Origin of the sequence: Arthrobacter sp. SPG23, from assembly GCF_000876655.1 — a bacterium.
In the GTDB taxonomy this organism is placed as follows: domain Bacteria; phylum Actinomycetota; class Actinomycetes; order Actinomycetales; family Micrococcaceae; genus Arthrobacter.
The window spans coordinates 203,746-220,094 of the sequence record NZ_JYCN01000015.1; the positions used below are offsets into that span (position 1 = coordinate 203,746).

General features: G+C 64.2%; 13 protein-coding genes and 1 tRNA gene. 10 read left to right on the forward strand and 4 right to left on the reverse strand.

Going from position 1 to position 16,349, the window contains the following annotated elements; translation table 11 throughout:
- Positions 1-81 precede the first annotated feature (81 nt).
- From trpB to pyk, 6 genes are all read left to right on the forward strand, one after another.
- Positions 82-1,413 (forward strand): tryptophan synthase subunit beta, encoded by a 1,332-nt coding sequence (gene trpB / locus TV39_RS08690; protein ID WP_043480642.1) that lies wholly within the window; start codon positions 82-84, stop codon positions 1,411-1,413.
- Positions 1,410-2,228 (forward strand): tryptophan synthase subunit alpha, encoded by an 819-nt coding sequence (gene trpA / locus TV39_RS08695; protein WP_043480643.1) that lies wholly within the window; start codon positions 1,410-1,412, stop codon positions 2,226-2,228. Before trpB ends, trpA begins: the two co-directional genes overlap by 4 nt.
- A gap of 3 nt (positions 2,229-2,231) precedes the next feature.
- A complete protein-coding gene (gene lgt, locus TV39_RS08700) occupies positions 2,232-3,461 on the forward strand; it encodes a prolipoprotein diacylglyceryl transferase (protein ID WP_043480644.1) in 1,230 nt (409 codons plus the stop codon).
- Between the two features lie 262 nt (positions 3,462-3,723).
- Entirely contained in the window at positions 3,724-8,340 is a 4,617-nt protein-coding gene (gene gltB / locus TV39_RS08705; RefSeq protein ID WP_043480646.1) for a glutamate synthase large subunit, read from the forward strand.
- The gene (locus tag TV39_RS08710; protein ID WP_043480647.1) at positions 8,333-9,790 is read left to right on the forward strand and encodes a glutamate synthase subunit beta; all 1,458 of its coding nucleotides are present in this window, start codon (positions 8,333-8,335) and stop codon (positions 9,788-9,790) included. Before gltB ends, TV39_RS08710 begins: the two co-directional genes overlap by 8 nt.
- Positions 9,791-9,863: 73 nt before the next feature.
- Entirely contained in the window at positions 9,864-11,354 is a 1,491-nt protein-coding gene (gene pyk, locus TV39_RS08715) for a pyruvate kinase (RefSeq protein ID WP_043480648.1), read from the forward strand.
- Positions 11,355-11,523: 169 nt separating this feature from the next.
- On the opposite strand, the gene TV39_RS08720 is transcribed toward pyk, so the two are convergent.
- Positions 11,524-12,129 carry an ANTAR domain-containing response regulator gene (locus tag TV39_RS08720; protein ID WP_011691554.1) on the reverse strand — a complete coding sequence of 202 codons (606 nt, stop codon included), beginning with the start codon at positions 12,127-12,129 and terminating at the stop codon, positions 11,524-11,526.
- Positions 12,130-12,336: 207 nt separating this feature from the next.
- Here TV39_RS08720 and TV39_RS08725 point away from each other — a divergent pair.
- Positions 12,337-12,418, forward strand: a tRNA-Leu gene (locus TV39_RS08725).
- An 88-nt stretch (positions 12,419-12,506) separates the two neighbouring features.
- The gene (locus tag TV39_RS08730) at positions 12,507-13,637 is read left to right on the forward strand and encodes a tyrosine-type recombinase/integrase (protein ID WP_043480649.1); all 1,131 of its coding nucleotides are present in this window, start codon (positions 12,507-12,509) and stop codon (positions 13,635-13,637) included.
- Between the two features lie 18 nt (positions 13,638-13,655).
- On the opposite strand, the gene TV39_RS08735 is transcribed toward TV39_RS08730, so the two are convergent.
- Positions 13,656-13,901: a hypothetical protein gene (locus TV39_RS08735; RefSeq protein WP_043480650.1), complete on the reverse strand. Its 246-nt coding sequence runs from the start codon at positions 13,899-13,901 to the stop codon at positions 13,656-13,658.
- Between the two features lie 60 nt (positions 13,902-13,961).
- Positions 13,962-14,237, reverse strand: a complete 276-nt coding sequence (locus TV39_RS21620) for a winged helix-turn-helix domain-containing protein (protein WP_082049578.1) — start codon at positions 14,235-14,237, stop codon at positions 13,962-13,964.
- A 229-nt stretch (positions 14,238-14,466) separates the two neighbouring features.
- On the opposite strand from TV39_RS21620, the gene TV39_RS21625 reads away from it, so the two are divergent.
- Entirely contained in the window at positions 14,467-14,970 is a 504-nt protein-coding gene (locus TV39_RS21625) for a hypothetical protein (protein WP_235347313.1), read from the forward strand.
- On the opposite strand, the gene TV39_RS22020 is transcribed toward TV39_RS21625, so the two are convergent.
- A complete protein-coding gene (locus TV39_RS22020) occupies positions 14,924-15,247 on the reverse strand; it encodes an ArsR/SmtB family transcription factor (RefSeq protein WP_043480652.1) in 324 nt (107 codons plus the stop codon). The two genes, TV39_RS21625 and TV39_RS22020, sit on opposite strands and share 47 nt — an antisense overlap.
- A gap of 299 nt (positions 15,248-15,546) precedes the next feature.
- Here TV39_RS22020 and TV39_RS08750 point away from each other — a divergent pair, with 299 nt between their 5' ends.
- Positions 15,547-16,341, forward strand: coding sequence for an RNA polymerase sigma factor (locus TV39_RS08750; protein WP_043480653.1), 795 nt, complete (start codon positions 15,547-15,549; stop codon positions 16,339-16,341).
- The last annotated feature ends 8 nt before the right edge of the window (positions 16,342-16,349 follow it).

A 16,349-nucleotide genomic window follows, 5' to 3' on the forward strand; every position in this document is an offset into this window, starting at 1 on the left:
CCGGGCGCACCGGCATCAGCCTGCTGACGCCGTGCGCCACCCGATTTTTCTTATGAACAGTGGAACAGGATGGTGAGACCGATGGTCGACGCGCCAACAACCGGCTCTGATGAGGGCACCGCGGACGCATTTCTGCAAGGAGACCGGTCCCTGCGCCACGCGCCGGGCCCGTATTTCGGCTCCTACGGCGGGCGCTGGATGCCCGAATCCCTTATCGCTGCCCTGGATGAGCTGGAAGACACTTTCGAGAAGGCCAAGGCCGACCCGGAATTCGTCGCCCAGATCAAGGACCTGAACAAGAACTACTCAGGCCGGCCGTCCCTGCTGACCGAGGCCAAGCGCTTCGCGGAGCACGCCGGGGGAGTGCGTATCTTCCTCAAGCGCGAGGACCTCAACCACACCGGTTCGCACAAGATCAACAACGTCCTGGGCCAGGCCCTGCTGGCCAAGCGCATGGGCAAGACCCGTGTGATCGCCGAGACCGGAGCCGGACAGCACGGCGTGGCCAGCGCAACGGCCGCGGCTCTGCTGGGCCTCGAGTGCGTGGTGTACATGGGCGCCGAGGACTGCCGGCGCCAGGCGCTGAACGTGGCCCGCATGGAGCTTCTGGGCGCCACAGTCATCCCGGTGACCAGCGGATCCCAGACCCTCAAGGACGCCATCAACGAGGCGCTCCGTGACTGGGTGGCGAACGTTGACCACACCCACTACCTGCTTGGCACGGCCGCCGGAGCCCACCCCTTCCCCGCGATGGTGCGGTATTTCCACGAGGTCATCGGCGAAGAAGCCCGGGCCCAGATCCTGGAACAGGCCGGCCGGCTGCCGGACGCTGTCTGCGCCTGCATCGGCGGCGGCTCTAACGCGATCGGCATCTTCCACGGTTTCCTGGACGACCCGTCGGTGCGGATCTACGGCTTCGAGGCCGGCGGTGACGGCGTGGAAACCGGCCGCCACGCCGCCACCATCAGCCTGGGCAAGCCGGGTGTGCTCCACGGTGCGCGCTCCTACCTGATGCAGGACGACGACGGCCAGACCATCGAGTCTCACTCCATCTCTGCAGGCCTGGATTACCCCGGCGTCGGCCCGGAACACGCCTACCTTTCGGACATCGGCAGGGTCAGCTACGAACCCATCACGGACGCCGAAGCCATGGACGCCTTCCGGGTCCTGTGCCGGACCGAAGGCATCATCCCTGCAATCGAATCAGCCCACGCCCTGGCCGGTGCCATGAAGGTGGGCCAGCGGCTCGCAGCCGAAGCTGCCGCAGAAGGCAAACCCGCAGACAGCAAGATCGTCATCGTGAACCTCTCCGGCCGCGGCGACAAGGACGTGGCCACGGCTGCTGAGTGGTTCGACCTGCTGGACAAGGATTCTGTCGAGGCCGAGATCGGCAAAGAGGGGGAACAGCTGTGACCGGCGTTCAGGACATCACCAGCACCAGCAAATCTGCAGCCGCCATCGATAAGGCACGCGCTGAAGGGCGGGCTGCCCTCATCGGTTACCTGCCCGCCGGCTACCCCAGCGTGGAGGAGACCATTGCCGCCGGCATCGCGCTGGCCGAGAACGGCGCCGACCTGATCGAGATCGGCATCCCGTATTCGGATCCGGTGATGGACGGGCAGGTCATTCAGGCCGCCACCACCGAGGCCCTCGCCAAGGGCTTCCACGTCCGCCAGGTCTTCGACGTGGTCCGCGGTATCACCAGCAAGACCGACGCCGCGGTCCTGGTGATGACCTACTGGAACCCGGTGGTCCGGATGGGCGTGGACGAGTTCTCCCGCCAACTGGCCGAAGCCGGGGGAGCCGGGCTCATTACCCCCGACCTGATTCCCGATGAAGCCTCCGAATGGATGGAAGCGTCTGACAAGTACGGGCTGGACAGGGTATTTTTGGTGGCGCCGTCCTCCTCCCCGGAGCGCATGAAGCGAACCGTGGATGCCAGCCGCGGATTTGTCTACGCAGTGTCCATCATGGGCGTCACCGGTGCCCGGACCTCCGTCAGCAGCGCAGCAGAAGGTGTTGTGGCTGCCGCGCACGCTGCGGGAGCGGAACGGGTGTGCGTGGGCCTCGGTGTGTCCAACGCCGGCCAGGTCCGCGAGATCGCAGCCTACGCAGACGGCGTGATCGTTGGCACGGCACTCGTCGCCGCCATCCGTGACGGCGGCGTTGATGCCGTGGCCGCCCTGACCAAAGACCTCAGCACCGGCCTGAACAGGGAAGAAGCCTAACCAATGCAGACTGTCCTCCACGCGGCGGCCATGTTCCCCGCCAGCATTCCGAGCCCGGACTGGTCCGGGTTCGACATCCCGCTGCCGTGGGGGTCCCTGCGCATCCATGCGTACGCGCTGTGCATCCTGGCCGGCATCGTCGTTGGCCTGTGGCTGACGTCGGTGCGCTGGACCAAGCGGGGCACGCCGGAGGGCAGCCTGTGGGACATCGCCATCTGGGCGATCCCGTTCGGCATCGTCGGCGGCCGTCTCTACCATGTGTTCTCGTCCCCGGACGCGTACTTCGGTCCCGGCTTCGACGGCACGGGCGACCTGTCCCTGATCCCGCAGATCCAGCGCGGCGGACTGGGGATCTGGGGTGCCGTCCTGCTGGGTGCCGTGGGCGCCTGGATCGGCTGCCGCCGCGCAGGCGTCAAGCTGACTGCGTTCCTGGATGCCGCCGCTCCCGGGCTGCTGCTCGCCCAGGCTCTTGGCCGCTGGGGGAACTACTTCAACCAGGAACTCTTTGGCGGGCCCACCACCCTTCCCTGGGGCCTGCAGATCGACGCCGACAACCCCAACTTCCCGGCGGGGATGCCGGCCGACACCCTCTTCCACCCGACGTTCCTCTATGAGTCCCTGTGGAACATCGCTGGCGTGCTGATCCTGCTGGCACTGGACCGGAAGTTCAACTTCCGCCGCGGCCGGCTGTTCTGGCTCTACGCCATGTACTACACCCTGGGCCGGGTCTGGATCGAGGCCATGCGGATCGACGACGCGGAACAGATCAGCTTGTTCGGCATCACCACCCGCCTCAACGTCTGGACCAGCATCGTCGTGTTCCTTGCGGCGCTGATCGTGTTCATCGTTCTCGGGCTCCGCAAGCGCGATGAGCCGGACACCCCGTACCTTGCGGGCCACGTTCCGGCCGGCAAGGACGGTGACTCCGCCAACGAGGGCGGCGACGGTGCAGTGAACGACGGCGGCACCGACCCCGCGGACCGTGAAGCCTCCGAACTGGCAGCTGTTCCGGCGAACGGCAAAAGCATCCGGCATTCGGACAAGAGTGTCTCAGATAGTGGGTCCCGTGATAATCTCCCTGATAACCAAAGCGGTCCGGGGCACACTTCCGCCCCAACTGAAGCGGTGACGGAACCAGCTGTCGACACCAGGCCCGGCCAGGGCCTGCCGGCAGCCGGCAATTCCGATCACCAGGACTCCGGGTCCGCGCCGGGCACTGACCGCACCAAGTAGTCAGGGCCGGCAAACCGGGCAGCAGGGCTACCGCCCGCAGCGCCCGTTCCCACAGCGTCGTGGCACCAGGGCCCCCTCCCGTCAGCACAGAGCTGCCGCCGGGTCAAGCCCAGGTCAGGGCCTGCGTAACTGTTAGTTCAGCAGGCCGGGCTGACCTACAATTTCCAGTAAGTAACACTTTGTTGTGCCCATCACACAGGCACCGCGAGTGGGGCCAACGTTGTCCCTTCCATACGCTCGATCAGGAGGAAGGACGTCTCCCATGACCCAAACTCTTCACAGCCCCAGTTGGTCCGAACCGAACCAGCCTGCAGCTGCCATGTCGCCGTTCAAGCGGTTTGCGGCGCTGCCGGAAGCCGGCGGGCTCTACAACCCGGAGCAGGAGAAGGACGCCTGCGGCCTCGCCATCATTGCCACGCTCCGCGGGGAGCCCGGCTATGACATCGTTGACGCCGCCCTGACCGCCCTGCGCAACCTTGAGCACCGCGGTGCCGTGGGCGCCGACGAGGGAACGGGCGACGGCGCCGGACTGCTGATGCAGATCCCGGACGAGTTCTTCCGCGCCGTCACCGAGTGTGAGCTTCCTGCACCCGGTCAATACGTGGCCGGTACGGCATTCCTGCCGGCGGAGCAACGCGAAGCCGATGCCGCCAAGGCAGGCATCGAAGGGCTCGCAGCCGATGAAGGCCTCACGGTCCTCGGCTGGCGTGAAGTCCCGATCGTGGCCGACCTCGTCGGCGCCATGGCTCGTGCCTGCATGCCGTACTTCTCGCAGCCGTTCTTTGCCTCCAGCACCGGGGAAGTGCTGGAGCGCAACGAACTCGACTCCCGGGCCTGGCGCATCCGCAAGCGCGCCCAGAACAAGTTCGGGGTGTACTTCCCGTCGCTGTCCTCCCGGACCATCGTCTACAAGGGCATGCTGACCACCGCCCAGCTGGAGCCGTTCTACCCGGACCTCTCGGACAAGCGCTTCAAGACCAAGCTCGCGATCGTCCACTCGCGCTTCTCTACCAACACGTTCCCGTCCTGGCCGCTGGCCCAGCCGTTCCGCACCATCGCCCACAACGGTGAAATCAACACCGTCAAGGGCAACCGGAACTGGATGCGTGCACGCCAGTCCCAGCTGGCCAACCCGCTGCTGGGGGACTCCCCGGAGGAGCTGTACCCGATCTGCACCCCGGGTGCGTCCGACTCGGCGTCGTTCGACGAAGTGGCCGAGCTGCTCTGGCTCTCCGGCCGCCCCATCACGCACTCGATCATGATGATGATCCCCGAGGCCTGGGAAAACCACGCCACGATGGATCCTGCCCGCAAGGCGTTCTACGAGTACCACTCCCTGCTGATGGAACCATGGGACGGCCCCGCCGCCGTCTCCTTCACCGACGGCAGCCTGGTGGGCGCAACGCTCGACCGCAACGGCCTGCGCCCCGGCCGCTACTGGATCACTGAAGACGGACTGGTGGTTTTCGCCTCCGAGGTAGGTGTCATCGACGTCGAACCTTCCAAGGTGGTCAAAAAGGGCCGCGTATCACCGGGCAAGATGTTCCTGGTGGACACGGAGGCCGGCCGGATCATCGACGATGAAGAGGTCAAGGCCGAAGTCGCTGCCGCCAACCCGTGGGCGGAGTGGGTCAAGGACAACCTGATCGACCTGAACGACCTGCCGGAACGCGAGCACGTGGTGCACACGGCCGCGTCCGTGAACATCCGCCAGCGGACCTTCGGCTACACCACCGAAGAGCTGAAGATCCTGTTGGGTCCGATGGCCCGTACCGGTGCCGAGCCGCTCGGCGCCATGGGTTCGGACACCCCGGTTGCCGTGCTGTCCAAGCGCCCGCGGCTGCTCTTCGACTACTTCGTGCAGTCCTTCGCGCAGGTGACCAACCCGCCGCTTGACGCCATCCGCGAAGAGCTGGTCACGTCGCTCATGTGCGCGATCGGCCCGAACGGCAACCTGCTGGACACCAAGCAGGTGCGCCAGCCGCAGGTTTCGCTGCCGTTCCCGGTGATCAACAACGACCAGCTCGCCAAGATCGCCAACATCGAGACCGCCAACGGCGACAAGGTCGCCATGAAGGTCCGCGGCCTGTACCGCCCCGAGGGCGGCGAAAACGCCCTGCGTGCCCGCCTGACGGAAATCTGCGAGCAGGTCTCCGGCGCCATCAACCGCGGCGTGCAGTACGTGGTGCTCTCGGACCGCGACTCGAACGCCCAGTGGGCGCCCATCCCGTCGCTGCTGCTGGTCAGCGCCGTGCACCATCACCTGCTGCGCAGCGCCAACCGCACCAAGACCGCCCTGGTGGTCGAAGCCGGGGACGTCCGCGAGACGCACCACGTGGCAGTCCTGATCGGCTATGGCGCGTCCGCCGTGAACCCGTACCTGGCCATGGAATCCGTGGAACAGCTCATCAGCAGCGGAGACGTTGTTGGCGTGACCCCGCAGGACGGCGTCTACAACCTGATCAAGGGCCTCGGCAAGGGCGTCCTGAAGATCATGTCCAAGATGGGCATCTCCACGGTGGCTTCCTACACCGGTGCGCAGACGTTCGAAGCCCTCGGCCTCGGCCAGGAACTGGTGGACGAATTCTTCGCCGGCACGCACTCCCAGCTCGGCGGCGTCGGACTCGACGTCATCGCCGCTGAGGTGTCCGCACGGCACCAGATGGCCTACCCGGAGGGCGGCATCGAGCAGCCGCACCGTCCGCTGCTCGGCGGTGGCGAGTACCAGTGGCGCCGCGACGGCGAGCCGCACCTGTTCAACCCGGAGACGGTCTTCCGGCTGCAGCACGCCACGCGTGAACGCCGCTACGACATCTTCAAGTCCTATACCCGGGGCGTAGACGACCAGTCCGAGAACCTCATGACCCTCCGCGGGTTGCTGCGGTTCAAGACCGGCGTGCGTCCCGTGGTTCCGCTGGAGGAAGTGGAGCCCGTCTCCAGTATCGTCAAGCGGTTCTCCACCGGCGCCATGAGCTACGGCTCCATCTCCAAGGAAGCCCACGAGACGCTGGCGATCGCCATGAACCGGCTGGGCGGCAAGTCCAACACCGGTGAAGGCGGCGAAGACGTGGACCGCCTGCTGGACCCCGAGCGCCGCTCGGCCGTCAAGCAGATCGCCTCCGGCCGCTTCGGCGTCACCAGCCTGTACCTGAGCAATGCCGACGACATCCAGATCAAGATGGCGCAGGGTGCCAAGCCCGGCGAAGGCGGCCAGCTGATGGCGCAGAAGGTGTACCCGTGGGTTGCCCGGACGCGTCACTCGACCCCCGGCGTCGGACTCATTTCCCCGCCCCCGCACCACGACATCTACTCGATCGAGGACCTCGCCCAGCTCATTTATGACGCGAAGCGTGCCAATCCTTCGGCCCGGGTGCACGTCAAGCTCGTCTCCGAGGTGGGAATCGGCACGGTTGCCGCCGGTGTCACCAAGGCGAAGGCCGACGTCGTACTGGTTTCCGGTCACGACGGCGGTACCGGCGCCTCGCCGCTGAACTCGCTCAAGCACGCCGGTGTTCCCTGGGAGCTGGGGCTCGCAGAGACCCAGCAGACCCTGATGCTCAACGGCCTGCGCGACCGCGTGGTGGTGCAGGTGGACGGCCAGCTCAAGACCGGCCGCGACGTCGTGATCGCCGCGCTGCTCGGCGGCGAGGAATTCGGCTTCGCCACGGCACCCCTGGTGGTTGAGGGCTGCATCATGATGCGCGTCTGCCACCTGGACACCTGCCCGGTGGGCGTTGCGACGCAGAACCCCGAACTGCGCGCCCGCTTCAGCGGCAAGCCCGAGTTCGTGGTCAACTTCTTCGAGTTCCTTGCCGAAGAGGTTCGCGAGATCCTCTCGGAGCTTGGCTTCCGGAGCATCGAAGAGGCAATCGGCCACGCCGAAATGCTGGACACGCGTGAAGCGATCAGCCACTGGAAGGCCGAAGGGCTGGACCTGGATCCGATCCTGCACGGACTCGAGTTCGACGACGACGCCCCGCTGCGCAACCTGACCGGACAGAACCACGAGCTGGACAAGCACTTCGACCAGCGGCTCATCACCATGGCCGCCGAGGCGCTGACCGACCGCAGCCCCGTGAAGATTGCCGTGGACGTCATCAACACGGACCGTTCCGTGGGCACCATGCTGGGCCACGTCGTCACCAAGACGTTCGGTACGGACATCCTGGCGACCGACACGATCGACATCACGCTGACCGGCACCGCGGGCCAGTCGCTGGGCGCGTTCCTGCCCGCCGGCATCACCCTGCGCATGTTCGGCGACTCGAACGACTACGTGGGCAAGGGCCTCTCCGGCGGCCGCATCATCGTCCGCCCGGACCGCACCAACGTGTTCCAGGCCGAGAGCAACGTGATTGCCGGCAACGTGATCGGCTACGGCGCCACCAGCGGCGAGATGTACCTGCGCGGCCAGGTGGGCGAACGCTTCCTGGTCCGCAACTCCGGCGCCACCGCAGTTGTTGAAGGCATCGGCGACCACGGCTGCGAGTACATGACCGGCGGACAGACGCTGATCATCGGCCGGACGGGCCGCAACTTCGGTGCCGGCATGTCCGGCGGAACGGCCTACGTGCTGGACCTGCGGACCACCCGCGTCAACAAGCAGGCGCTGGAGTCCGGCGAACTGCAGCTGCGTGAACTGGACGCCGAGGACCGCGACATCGTCCATGGCCTGCTGCTCAAGCACGTTGAAGAAACCGAATCGCTGCACGCGCAGCGGCTGCTCGAAAACTTCGACGACACCGCAGCCCGCATTACCAAAGTCCTGCCGCGCGACTACGCGGCCGTATTGCAGACACGCCTTGACGCCATCGAAGAGGGCCTGGACCCCGATGGCGAAGAAGTATGGTCTCGAATCCTGGAGGTGACCGGTGGCTGATCCACGCGGATTTCTGAAAGTACGTCAGCGTGAAACCCAGCCGCGCCGTCCCGTTCCCGTCCGCATCATGGACTGGAAGGAAGTGTACGAGGCCCAGGAAAAGGGTGTCCTGAAGAGCCAGGCCGGCCGCTGCATGGACTGCGGCGTGCCGTTCTGCCACCAGGGCTGCCCGCTGGGCAACCTGATTCCCGAGTGGAACGACCTCGTATGGCGGGACAAGGGCGAGGAAGCGATTGAGCGGCTGCACGCCACCAACAACTTCCCGGAGTTCACCGGCCGCCTGTGCCCGGCTCCCTGTGAGGCGTCCTGCGTGCTGGGGATCAACCAGCCCGCGGTGACCATCAAGCAGGTTGAAGTGTCCATCATTGATGAGGCCTTCGACAATGGCTGGGTCAACCCGCTGCCGCCGACCCGCCTGACGGGCAAGACCGTGGCAGTGGTGGGCTCCGGCCCTGCCGGCCTGGCCGTGGCCCAGCAGCTGACGCGCGTGGGTCACACCGTTGCCGTGTACGAGCGTGACGACAAGATCGGCGGGCTCCTGCGGTACGGCATTCCCGACTTCAAGATGGAGAAGGAGCAGGTTGACCGGCGCCTTGAGCAGATGAAGGCCGAAGGCACCCGATTCCGCACCGGGGTTGCTGTCGGTACTGACGTGACCTGGGAGCAGCTCCGCCGGCGTTACGACGCCGTGGTGGTTGCCACCGGTGCCACCGTGCCGCGCGACCTGCCCATTCCGGGCCGCGAGCTCGAAGGCGTCCACTACGCCATGGATTACCTCGTTCCCGCCAACCGTGTGGTGGCGGGGGAGCAGGTGGAGAACCAGATCCACGCCAAGGGCAAGCACGTGGTGATCCTGGGTGGCGGCGATACGGGTGCGGACTGCCTCGGCACCGCGCACCGCCACGGCGCCGCGTCGGTGACCACGCTGGCGATCGGTAAGCAGCCGTCCGTGGAACGCACCCCGAACCAGCCCTGGCCCACATTCCCCACGCTTTTCGAGGTGGCGAGTGCGCACGAAGAAGGCGGCGAGCGGACGTACCTGGCCTCCACGGTGGAGTTCGTTGGCGAAAACGGCAAGCTCACGGGCGTTAAGGTTGCCGAGACCGAATTCGTGGACGGCAAGCGCCTCCCCAAGGCCGGCACCGAGCGGATCATTCCCGCAGACCTGGTGTTCCTGTCCCTGGGCTTCACCGGTGCGGAGCCTGCCGGCATCACCGATCAGGTCCACGCCGAATTCGATGGCCGCGGCAACGTGGCGCGTGACGGCTACTACATGACCAACACCGAGGGTGTGTTCGTTGCCGGTGACGCCGGCCGCGGGCAGTCCCTCATCGTTTGGGCCATCGCTGAAGGCCGCGCCTGCGCTGCGGCGGTCGACAAATTCCTGATGGGAACCACGATCCTGCCTGCCCCGGTTGCCCCAACCGACCGGGCGATCGCCGTTCTCTAGTCACAAACGGGGGACCACGGAAGTTCACCTGCGGTATAACTCCATTCCAGAAACAGACCAATAGGGTAGGTATATGAGACGCGCAAAAATCGTGGCAACGTTCGGACCGGCTATTTCCAGCTACGAGAACACCCTCGCAGTTGTTGAAGCCGGCGTGGATGTTGCCCGCATGAACATGAGCCACGGCGACTACTCGGTGCACGACGTGACGTACGAGAACGTCCGCAGGGCCTCGAAGCAGCTCGGCAAGCCCGTGGCAATCATGGCTGACCTCCAGGGTCCCAAGATCCGCCTGGGCCGATTTGTTGACGGCCCGCACGAACTGGCCGTCGGTGACATCTTCACCATCACCACCGAAGACGTCCCGGGCACCAAGGACATCTGCTCCACCACGCTCAAGAGCCTGACCGACGACGTCAACGTCGGCGATGCGCTGCTGATCGACGACGGCAAGGTCGCCCTGCGGGCCCTTGAGGTCGACGACGTCAAGGTGGTCGCCCAGGTGACTGTCGGCGGCATGGTCTCCAACAACAAGGGCATCAACCTGCCCGGTGTTGCCGTCAACGTCCCCGCCCTGAGCGAAAAGGACGAGGACGATCTGCGCTGGGCCATGCGCCGCGGCGTGGACATGGTCGCCCTGTCCTTCGTGCGTGACGCCTCGGACATCAAGCGCGTCCACGAGATCATGGACGAAGAGGGACGCCGGGTGCCGGTGATCGCGAAGATCGAGAAGCCGCAGGCTGTTGACCAACTGCACGAGATCATCGACGCCTTCGATGCGATCATGGTGGCCCGTGGTGACCTCGGCGTGGAGCTGCCCCTCGAAGAGGTGCCGATCGTCCAGAAGCGCGCCATCGAACTGGCCCGCCGCTGGGCCAAGCCGGTCATCGTTGCCACCCAGGTGCTCGAGTCCATGATCGACAACCCGCGCCCCACCCGCGCGGAGGCTTCGGACTGCGCCAACGCAGTGCTCGACGGCGCCGACGCAGTTATGCTCTCCGGCGAGACGAGCGTGGGCAAGTACCCGATCGAAACCGTCAAGGTCATGGCCCGGATCATCGAATCCACCGAGGTCCACGGCCTCGAGCGCGTGCCCCCGCTGGGTACCAAGCCCAAGACCCGTGGCGGTGCCATCACCCGCGCCGCCGTCGAGATCGCCGACCAGCTGGACGCCAAGTACATCTGTGCATTCACCCAGTCCGGTGATTCCGCACGCCGCCTCTCCCGCCTGCGTCCGGTCCGGCCGGTCTTCGCGTTCACTCCGGTGGAGCACGTGTGGAACCAGCTTGCACTGACCTGGGGCATCCAGCCGGTCCTGGTTCCCATGGTGGACCACACCGATGAAATGACCGCCCAGGTGGACCGCAGCCTGCTGGAACTGAACCTGGTGGAAGACGGCGACCTGGTGGTCATCGCTGCCGGTTCCCCTCCCGGAAAGGCCGGTTCGACCAATTCGCTGAAGGTGCACAAGGTGGGCGACCTGACCGACACCGGTCGCTCCGGTGAAGGCGTCAGTAACAAGGAAAAGCTCGGGCCCTGGCCGGAAAAGAAGAAGAAGGCCTAGTACGTCTCCTGCGTGCGGCGAGAGCCGCACGCAGAACAAAAGGGAGGATCCCCGCCGGTTGGCGGGGATCCTCCCTTTTTGTCTGTAACTCTTCTGCAGCAGTTGGTGCCGGCGGGCAAGCAGCCCGGCAGGCCGCCGTCGTACACGTGGCCTGCCGGGGGAGTGGTTGCTAGTTGACCTGGTTGATGATGGTTTCGGCAACCTCGCGCATGCTGAGGCGGCGGTCCATGGACGTCTTCTGGATCCAGCGGAAGGCCTCGGGTTCGGTGAGGCCCATCTTGGTGGTGAGCAGGCTCTTGGCGCGCTCTACGAGCTTGCGGGTGGCGAACTGCTCCTGGAGGTCCGAGACCTCGTTTTCGAGCGCCTTGATCTCCTCATGGCGGGAGAGTGCGATTTCCAGGGCGGGGATCAGGTCCGCGGGCGTGAACGGCTTGACCACGTAGGCCATCGCGCCGGCGTCGCGGGCGCGCTCCACGAGCTCCTTCTGGCTGAAGGCCGTGAGGAGGACGACGGGGGCGATACGGGCCTTGACGATCTTCTCGGCTGCCGAGATGCCGTCCATGACGGGCATCTTGACGTCCATCAGGACGAGGTCGGGCTTGAGTTCCTCGGCGAGCTGGACGGCCTTCTCGCCGTTGTCCGCTTCGCCGATGACGTCATAGCCCTCGCCCCGGAGGATTTCGATGATGTCCAGGCGGATAAGGGTCTCGTCCTCGGCGACAATAACGCGGCGCGCCGGCTGGGTGTTGGGGTTTGACTCCGTCTGTTCTGACACGGGAACTCCTTGAAAGGTACGGCGGGAACTAGTCCATCTTAGTTGTGCCCGCCGTTGTACTTGGAACTGCTTGGGTTCGTTGCGGCTTCACTGGCGCGATTCTGGAATTCAGCCTATCTGCATGTAGAGTAATTCCGCGCACTGGAAGCGATCGCGTTGCTCACAACGCTGCTGTGAGCCTAAGATTGTTACTTCCGTGTAATCCGCGCCCGAGTGGCGGAATTGGCAGACGCGCCGCACTCAAAATGCGGTATCGAAAGGTGTGTGGGTTCGAGTCCCACCTCGGGCACAGTGTTTCCGCAGGTCAGCGGGGTTTTAGTCCCCTGAGTGTGCACAAAAGCTCGTTTTCTGTGCACACGAAGCCTAGAGTTTTATGCATGGCCAGCATTTGGGAACGGAAAAAATCGGACGGATCTACGTCGTTCACGGTCCGCTGGCGTAACCCCGAAACGAAGAGGCAAGAGGGGATCACCCTCGCCACGTCAGCCGAGGCCCAGACGCTGAAACGCCTCCTTGACGCGAACAATCAGTCCTTCGAAATCGCACAGCATGCGATGGTCAAGAATCAGACCAAGAAACCCACGGTCGCTGCGGTGATCCAGGAACACATCGACCTTCTGGTTCGCCCGTCCGTAGGGACTGTCCACACGTACCAAACGATGTTGAAGCTTCACATCGCGGACGTCATCGGGCACATTCCCGTCGACAAGCTCGACTACCGGCACCTGACCTACTGGATCAAGACGATGCAGAAGAAGGGCAGATCGCCGAAGACCATCAAGAACAACCATGGCCTCATATACGCGGCCATGGAGACAGCGGTTATGCTCCGCTACCGGAAGGACAATCCTTGCCGCGGCGTAAAGCTCCCGTCAGGTGAGAAGGCAGAGGATGAGGCCCGGTTCCTGACGCACGCCGAATTTGGGATGATTCTTGAGTCGATGGGGGACCGGTACAGAGCTTTTACTGAGTTCCTGGTTATGACTGGCACACGCTTTGGCGAGGCCACTGCCGTAACCGTGGCAGATGTGGACCTGATGTCCAAGCCCGCAACAATTCGGATCAATAAGGCATGGAAGCGCGGTACTGATTCCGAGTACTACATCGGTGCGACCAAGACGGGCGCCGGCAAGAGGACGGTGTCACTGAACCCTCATTTGGTGGAGGTGCTCATTCCCTTGGTGGCCAGCCGGCCCGGTTCGGATCTCTTGTTCACCACCCCCAAGGGTGAGCGGATCATTCACAAGCTGTATTGGCACCACTATTGGGTTCCTGCTGTCAAGGCCGCCCAGGCCCGTGGGTTGACTAAGTCGCCCCGGATTCACGATCTGCGCCATACCCACGCGTCCTGGCTGATCCAGGACGGAGTTTCCTTGTTCACCGTGTCCAGGCGACTGGGGCACGCCTCCACGCGTACGACGGAGGAGGTATACGGCCACTTGATGCCTCAGGCTCTTCAAGATGCCGCGGACGCCGTTGAGCGGTCCGCCGTTGTCTGGCGTGGCTAGCGGCGGCACTCGCTCAAACTATGAGTATTTCTGCCGCGCCTGGGCCCGGGTGCCGATCATTCGGACGGAGGCGGGGGATGTGCTTGTTGACCGGACTTCACGCAGCAGGGCGATCTCTTTCAAGTGGACAGACGTAAAGACGATCTTTCCCTTGCCCCAGACGGAATGCGGAAACTCTCCCTTGGCGGCCCCGTCGCGGAGCCAGGCTTCTGAGCACTTGAGGACCGAGGCGGCCTCGGCCGGTTCGAAGAATTCGAGTTTCATGCCTTCTTCGGTCCTTTCGTGATTTCTTGCTGCGACAGGGGCTTGATGCTGAGTGCTGCCCTAGTTCATTGGAGCAAGGCCATCCTGCTGCATGACCGGGCAGTGGAAAGTCGCTGCAAAGTCATCGGTCTGGCGCTGCACGTTCTCCGGAGAAGCCGTGAACTGGTTCGAGGCTCGTTGGACGAGACCAGCGTTTCCCAGGAAGTTGAGCTGCCGGCGGATGGTCGACGTCGATGCCTGCAGCTCGGCTCCGATTTCGCCGCAAGTTGACGGGCCGTTCTTGAGTAAGAAGCGGACAATTTGGCTTCGCGTTCGGTTCATCAGGATGTTCGACATGGAGACCGGAACCTAAAGAATGAAGGGTGTGCGTTGCTGTAGACGGGTCTACAGGAGCAGATTACGCCTGCTGAGGTCATGATGGAAGGGCCTATTTCTTCTCATGAATCTTCCAAGGCACGGGACTCTGATTGCCGAGCAGTAAGACTCGCGGAATACTGGGCGGTAGGGTGGGCCGAACTAACGTGCTGGACTCCCCGGCATTGAAGTCGCTGATCAAGGGGTTGTTGTGCGGACTGACGAGGCAGGGCAGGGTGAGGGGCTGTCGCCTCAGGCCCAGCTTGCCCGTCGACTGAATCTCCTGCTCGACGTAGTCGTCGCCGAACGCGGGAAGCCGATCACGTTCAGGGAAGTTCAAGCGGACCTTGCCGCCAGGGGTATCAAGCTGTCGCGCGCGCGATGGTTCTACATGAAAGAGGGGACTGGCCGACTGGTCAGCGATCCTGTGTTGCTGGCTGGCCTCTGCGAGATCTTCAAGGTTGACCCGTCGTATCTGGTTGGCGATGACGCTAGCTTACCTGAGCGCATCGATTCGCAGCTTGAGTTCGTCAAGTCCCTTCGCGCGGCTCGCGTGAAGACCTTTGCCGCACGAACTCTTGGGGATGTGTCACCAGAGACTTTGCAGGCCATCTCTGAGTATCTGAACAAGGATATTGGCCGGCACCCAGGAGGGGAGCGGGCGGCGGCTAGTCCTCCAGAAGATATTCAAGATGAGCCGCCAGCAGCTCCTTGATCCGTGCCGGGTTGGCTGAATAGCGCGGCGAGCGGCCGTGGCGACGGCCTGGTTCCACATCGACCACGACGGCGCCCGTTTCCTCCAGTGCCAGCAGGTGCTTGGCCACGCTAGGTTCCCCGGCGCTGACTGATGCCGCAATGTCCCCGCGGGAGGCAGGGCCGTGCGCCGAGAGGTAGCGAAGGATCTCATTCCTTGAACGGTTGCCAAAGGTCGCGACGGCGGCCTCGACGTCGGCTGACCATGCGTCGTCGTGAGGCTGGGTAATCCTTGGCATGGAACCATTCTTATCTACAGTTCGAAGAAAAGTAAGACTCGTCGTCTTGACGATACTTTAATTATTCTTGAGAATAGTTTGCATAGCCTTATTGCATTCGCGGTCGGCCCTGGTTTAGCGGCCATTCTTGAGGTGTCGGGCATGCCGCCACCGGACTTATCGGAAGCGTTTAGTCGAAGCGGTGAAGACCAATGCGAGTCGAAGCCAGAGCAAATCAGGCCCAACATGACGAACCAAGTGCAGTTACCGTTGATGTTTCCCTGCACAGACCACCAGCGCCGGCAGTGCCGGCAGTCCCGGTGGATCAGATCATGGTCGCCGTTGACGGTGTGCGCCGATATGTCATTTCGCATCTGTCCCGGCTCGGCAGGGCCTGCGACGTGGACGACGTTATGCAGGACATCCGGGTTGCAGTGTGGGATGGAGTGAGCCGAGGACAATATCGCCAGCTTCCGGGAGTCCCTTTCGGCGCCTGGGTCCAAGGAGTGTGCACCAACGTGTGCGCCGCGCACATCCGCCGGGAGCTGAGCCACCCGACGCTGCCGCTGCTGATTGAAGCCGGAGATCCGGACGGATCGGCGTCGCTCGATGCTCTGGCGATGCTAGTTATCGGCGGTGTGGATCGAAGTGCTGAGAAAATCATCGACAAGGAATGGGCGCGAAAAATTATCCAGCTGACCGGGGCAAGTGTGCCGGACGGCGTTTGGGAACTTGCCGTTGACAGCCTGACCGGGCCACGCCAGTACGGTCCGCCTTCGCCGCAGGACCGGCGCCGCTGGCATGCGGCGACGGTGGTGCGCCAGACGGCAAGGACTGTTCAAAGCGCGCTGGAAGTTGAGCCGCAGGAGATCCGCAACATCGGGGACGTGTGCCAGCGTGCGGCAGAATGCCTGCCCACGCCGGTACTCCGTCGAACTGCGGCAACCATCGTTCGTACGGGTGTTAGCGGGCCGGACCGTGCCAGGGCATTGGCGGCGTTGGCCGCCGAACTTGGCGTTACGGAGCGTTATGTTGCCGTCCAGATTGGATTCGCCCGGCGTCTGTATCAAACCGCCTGGCGGATTCTCCAGAGTGCAAGGCGACCTGCACGCTAAGTCATGTC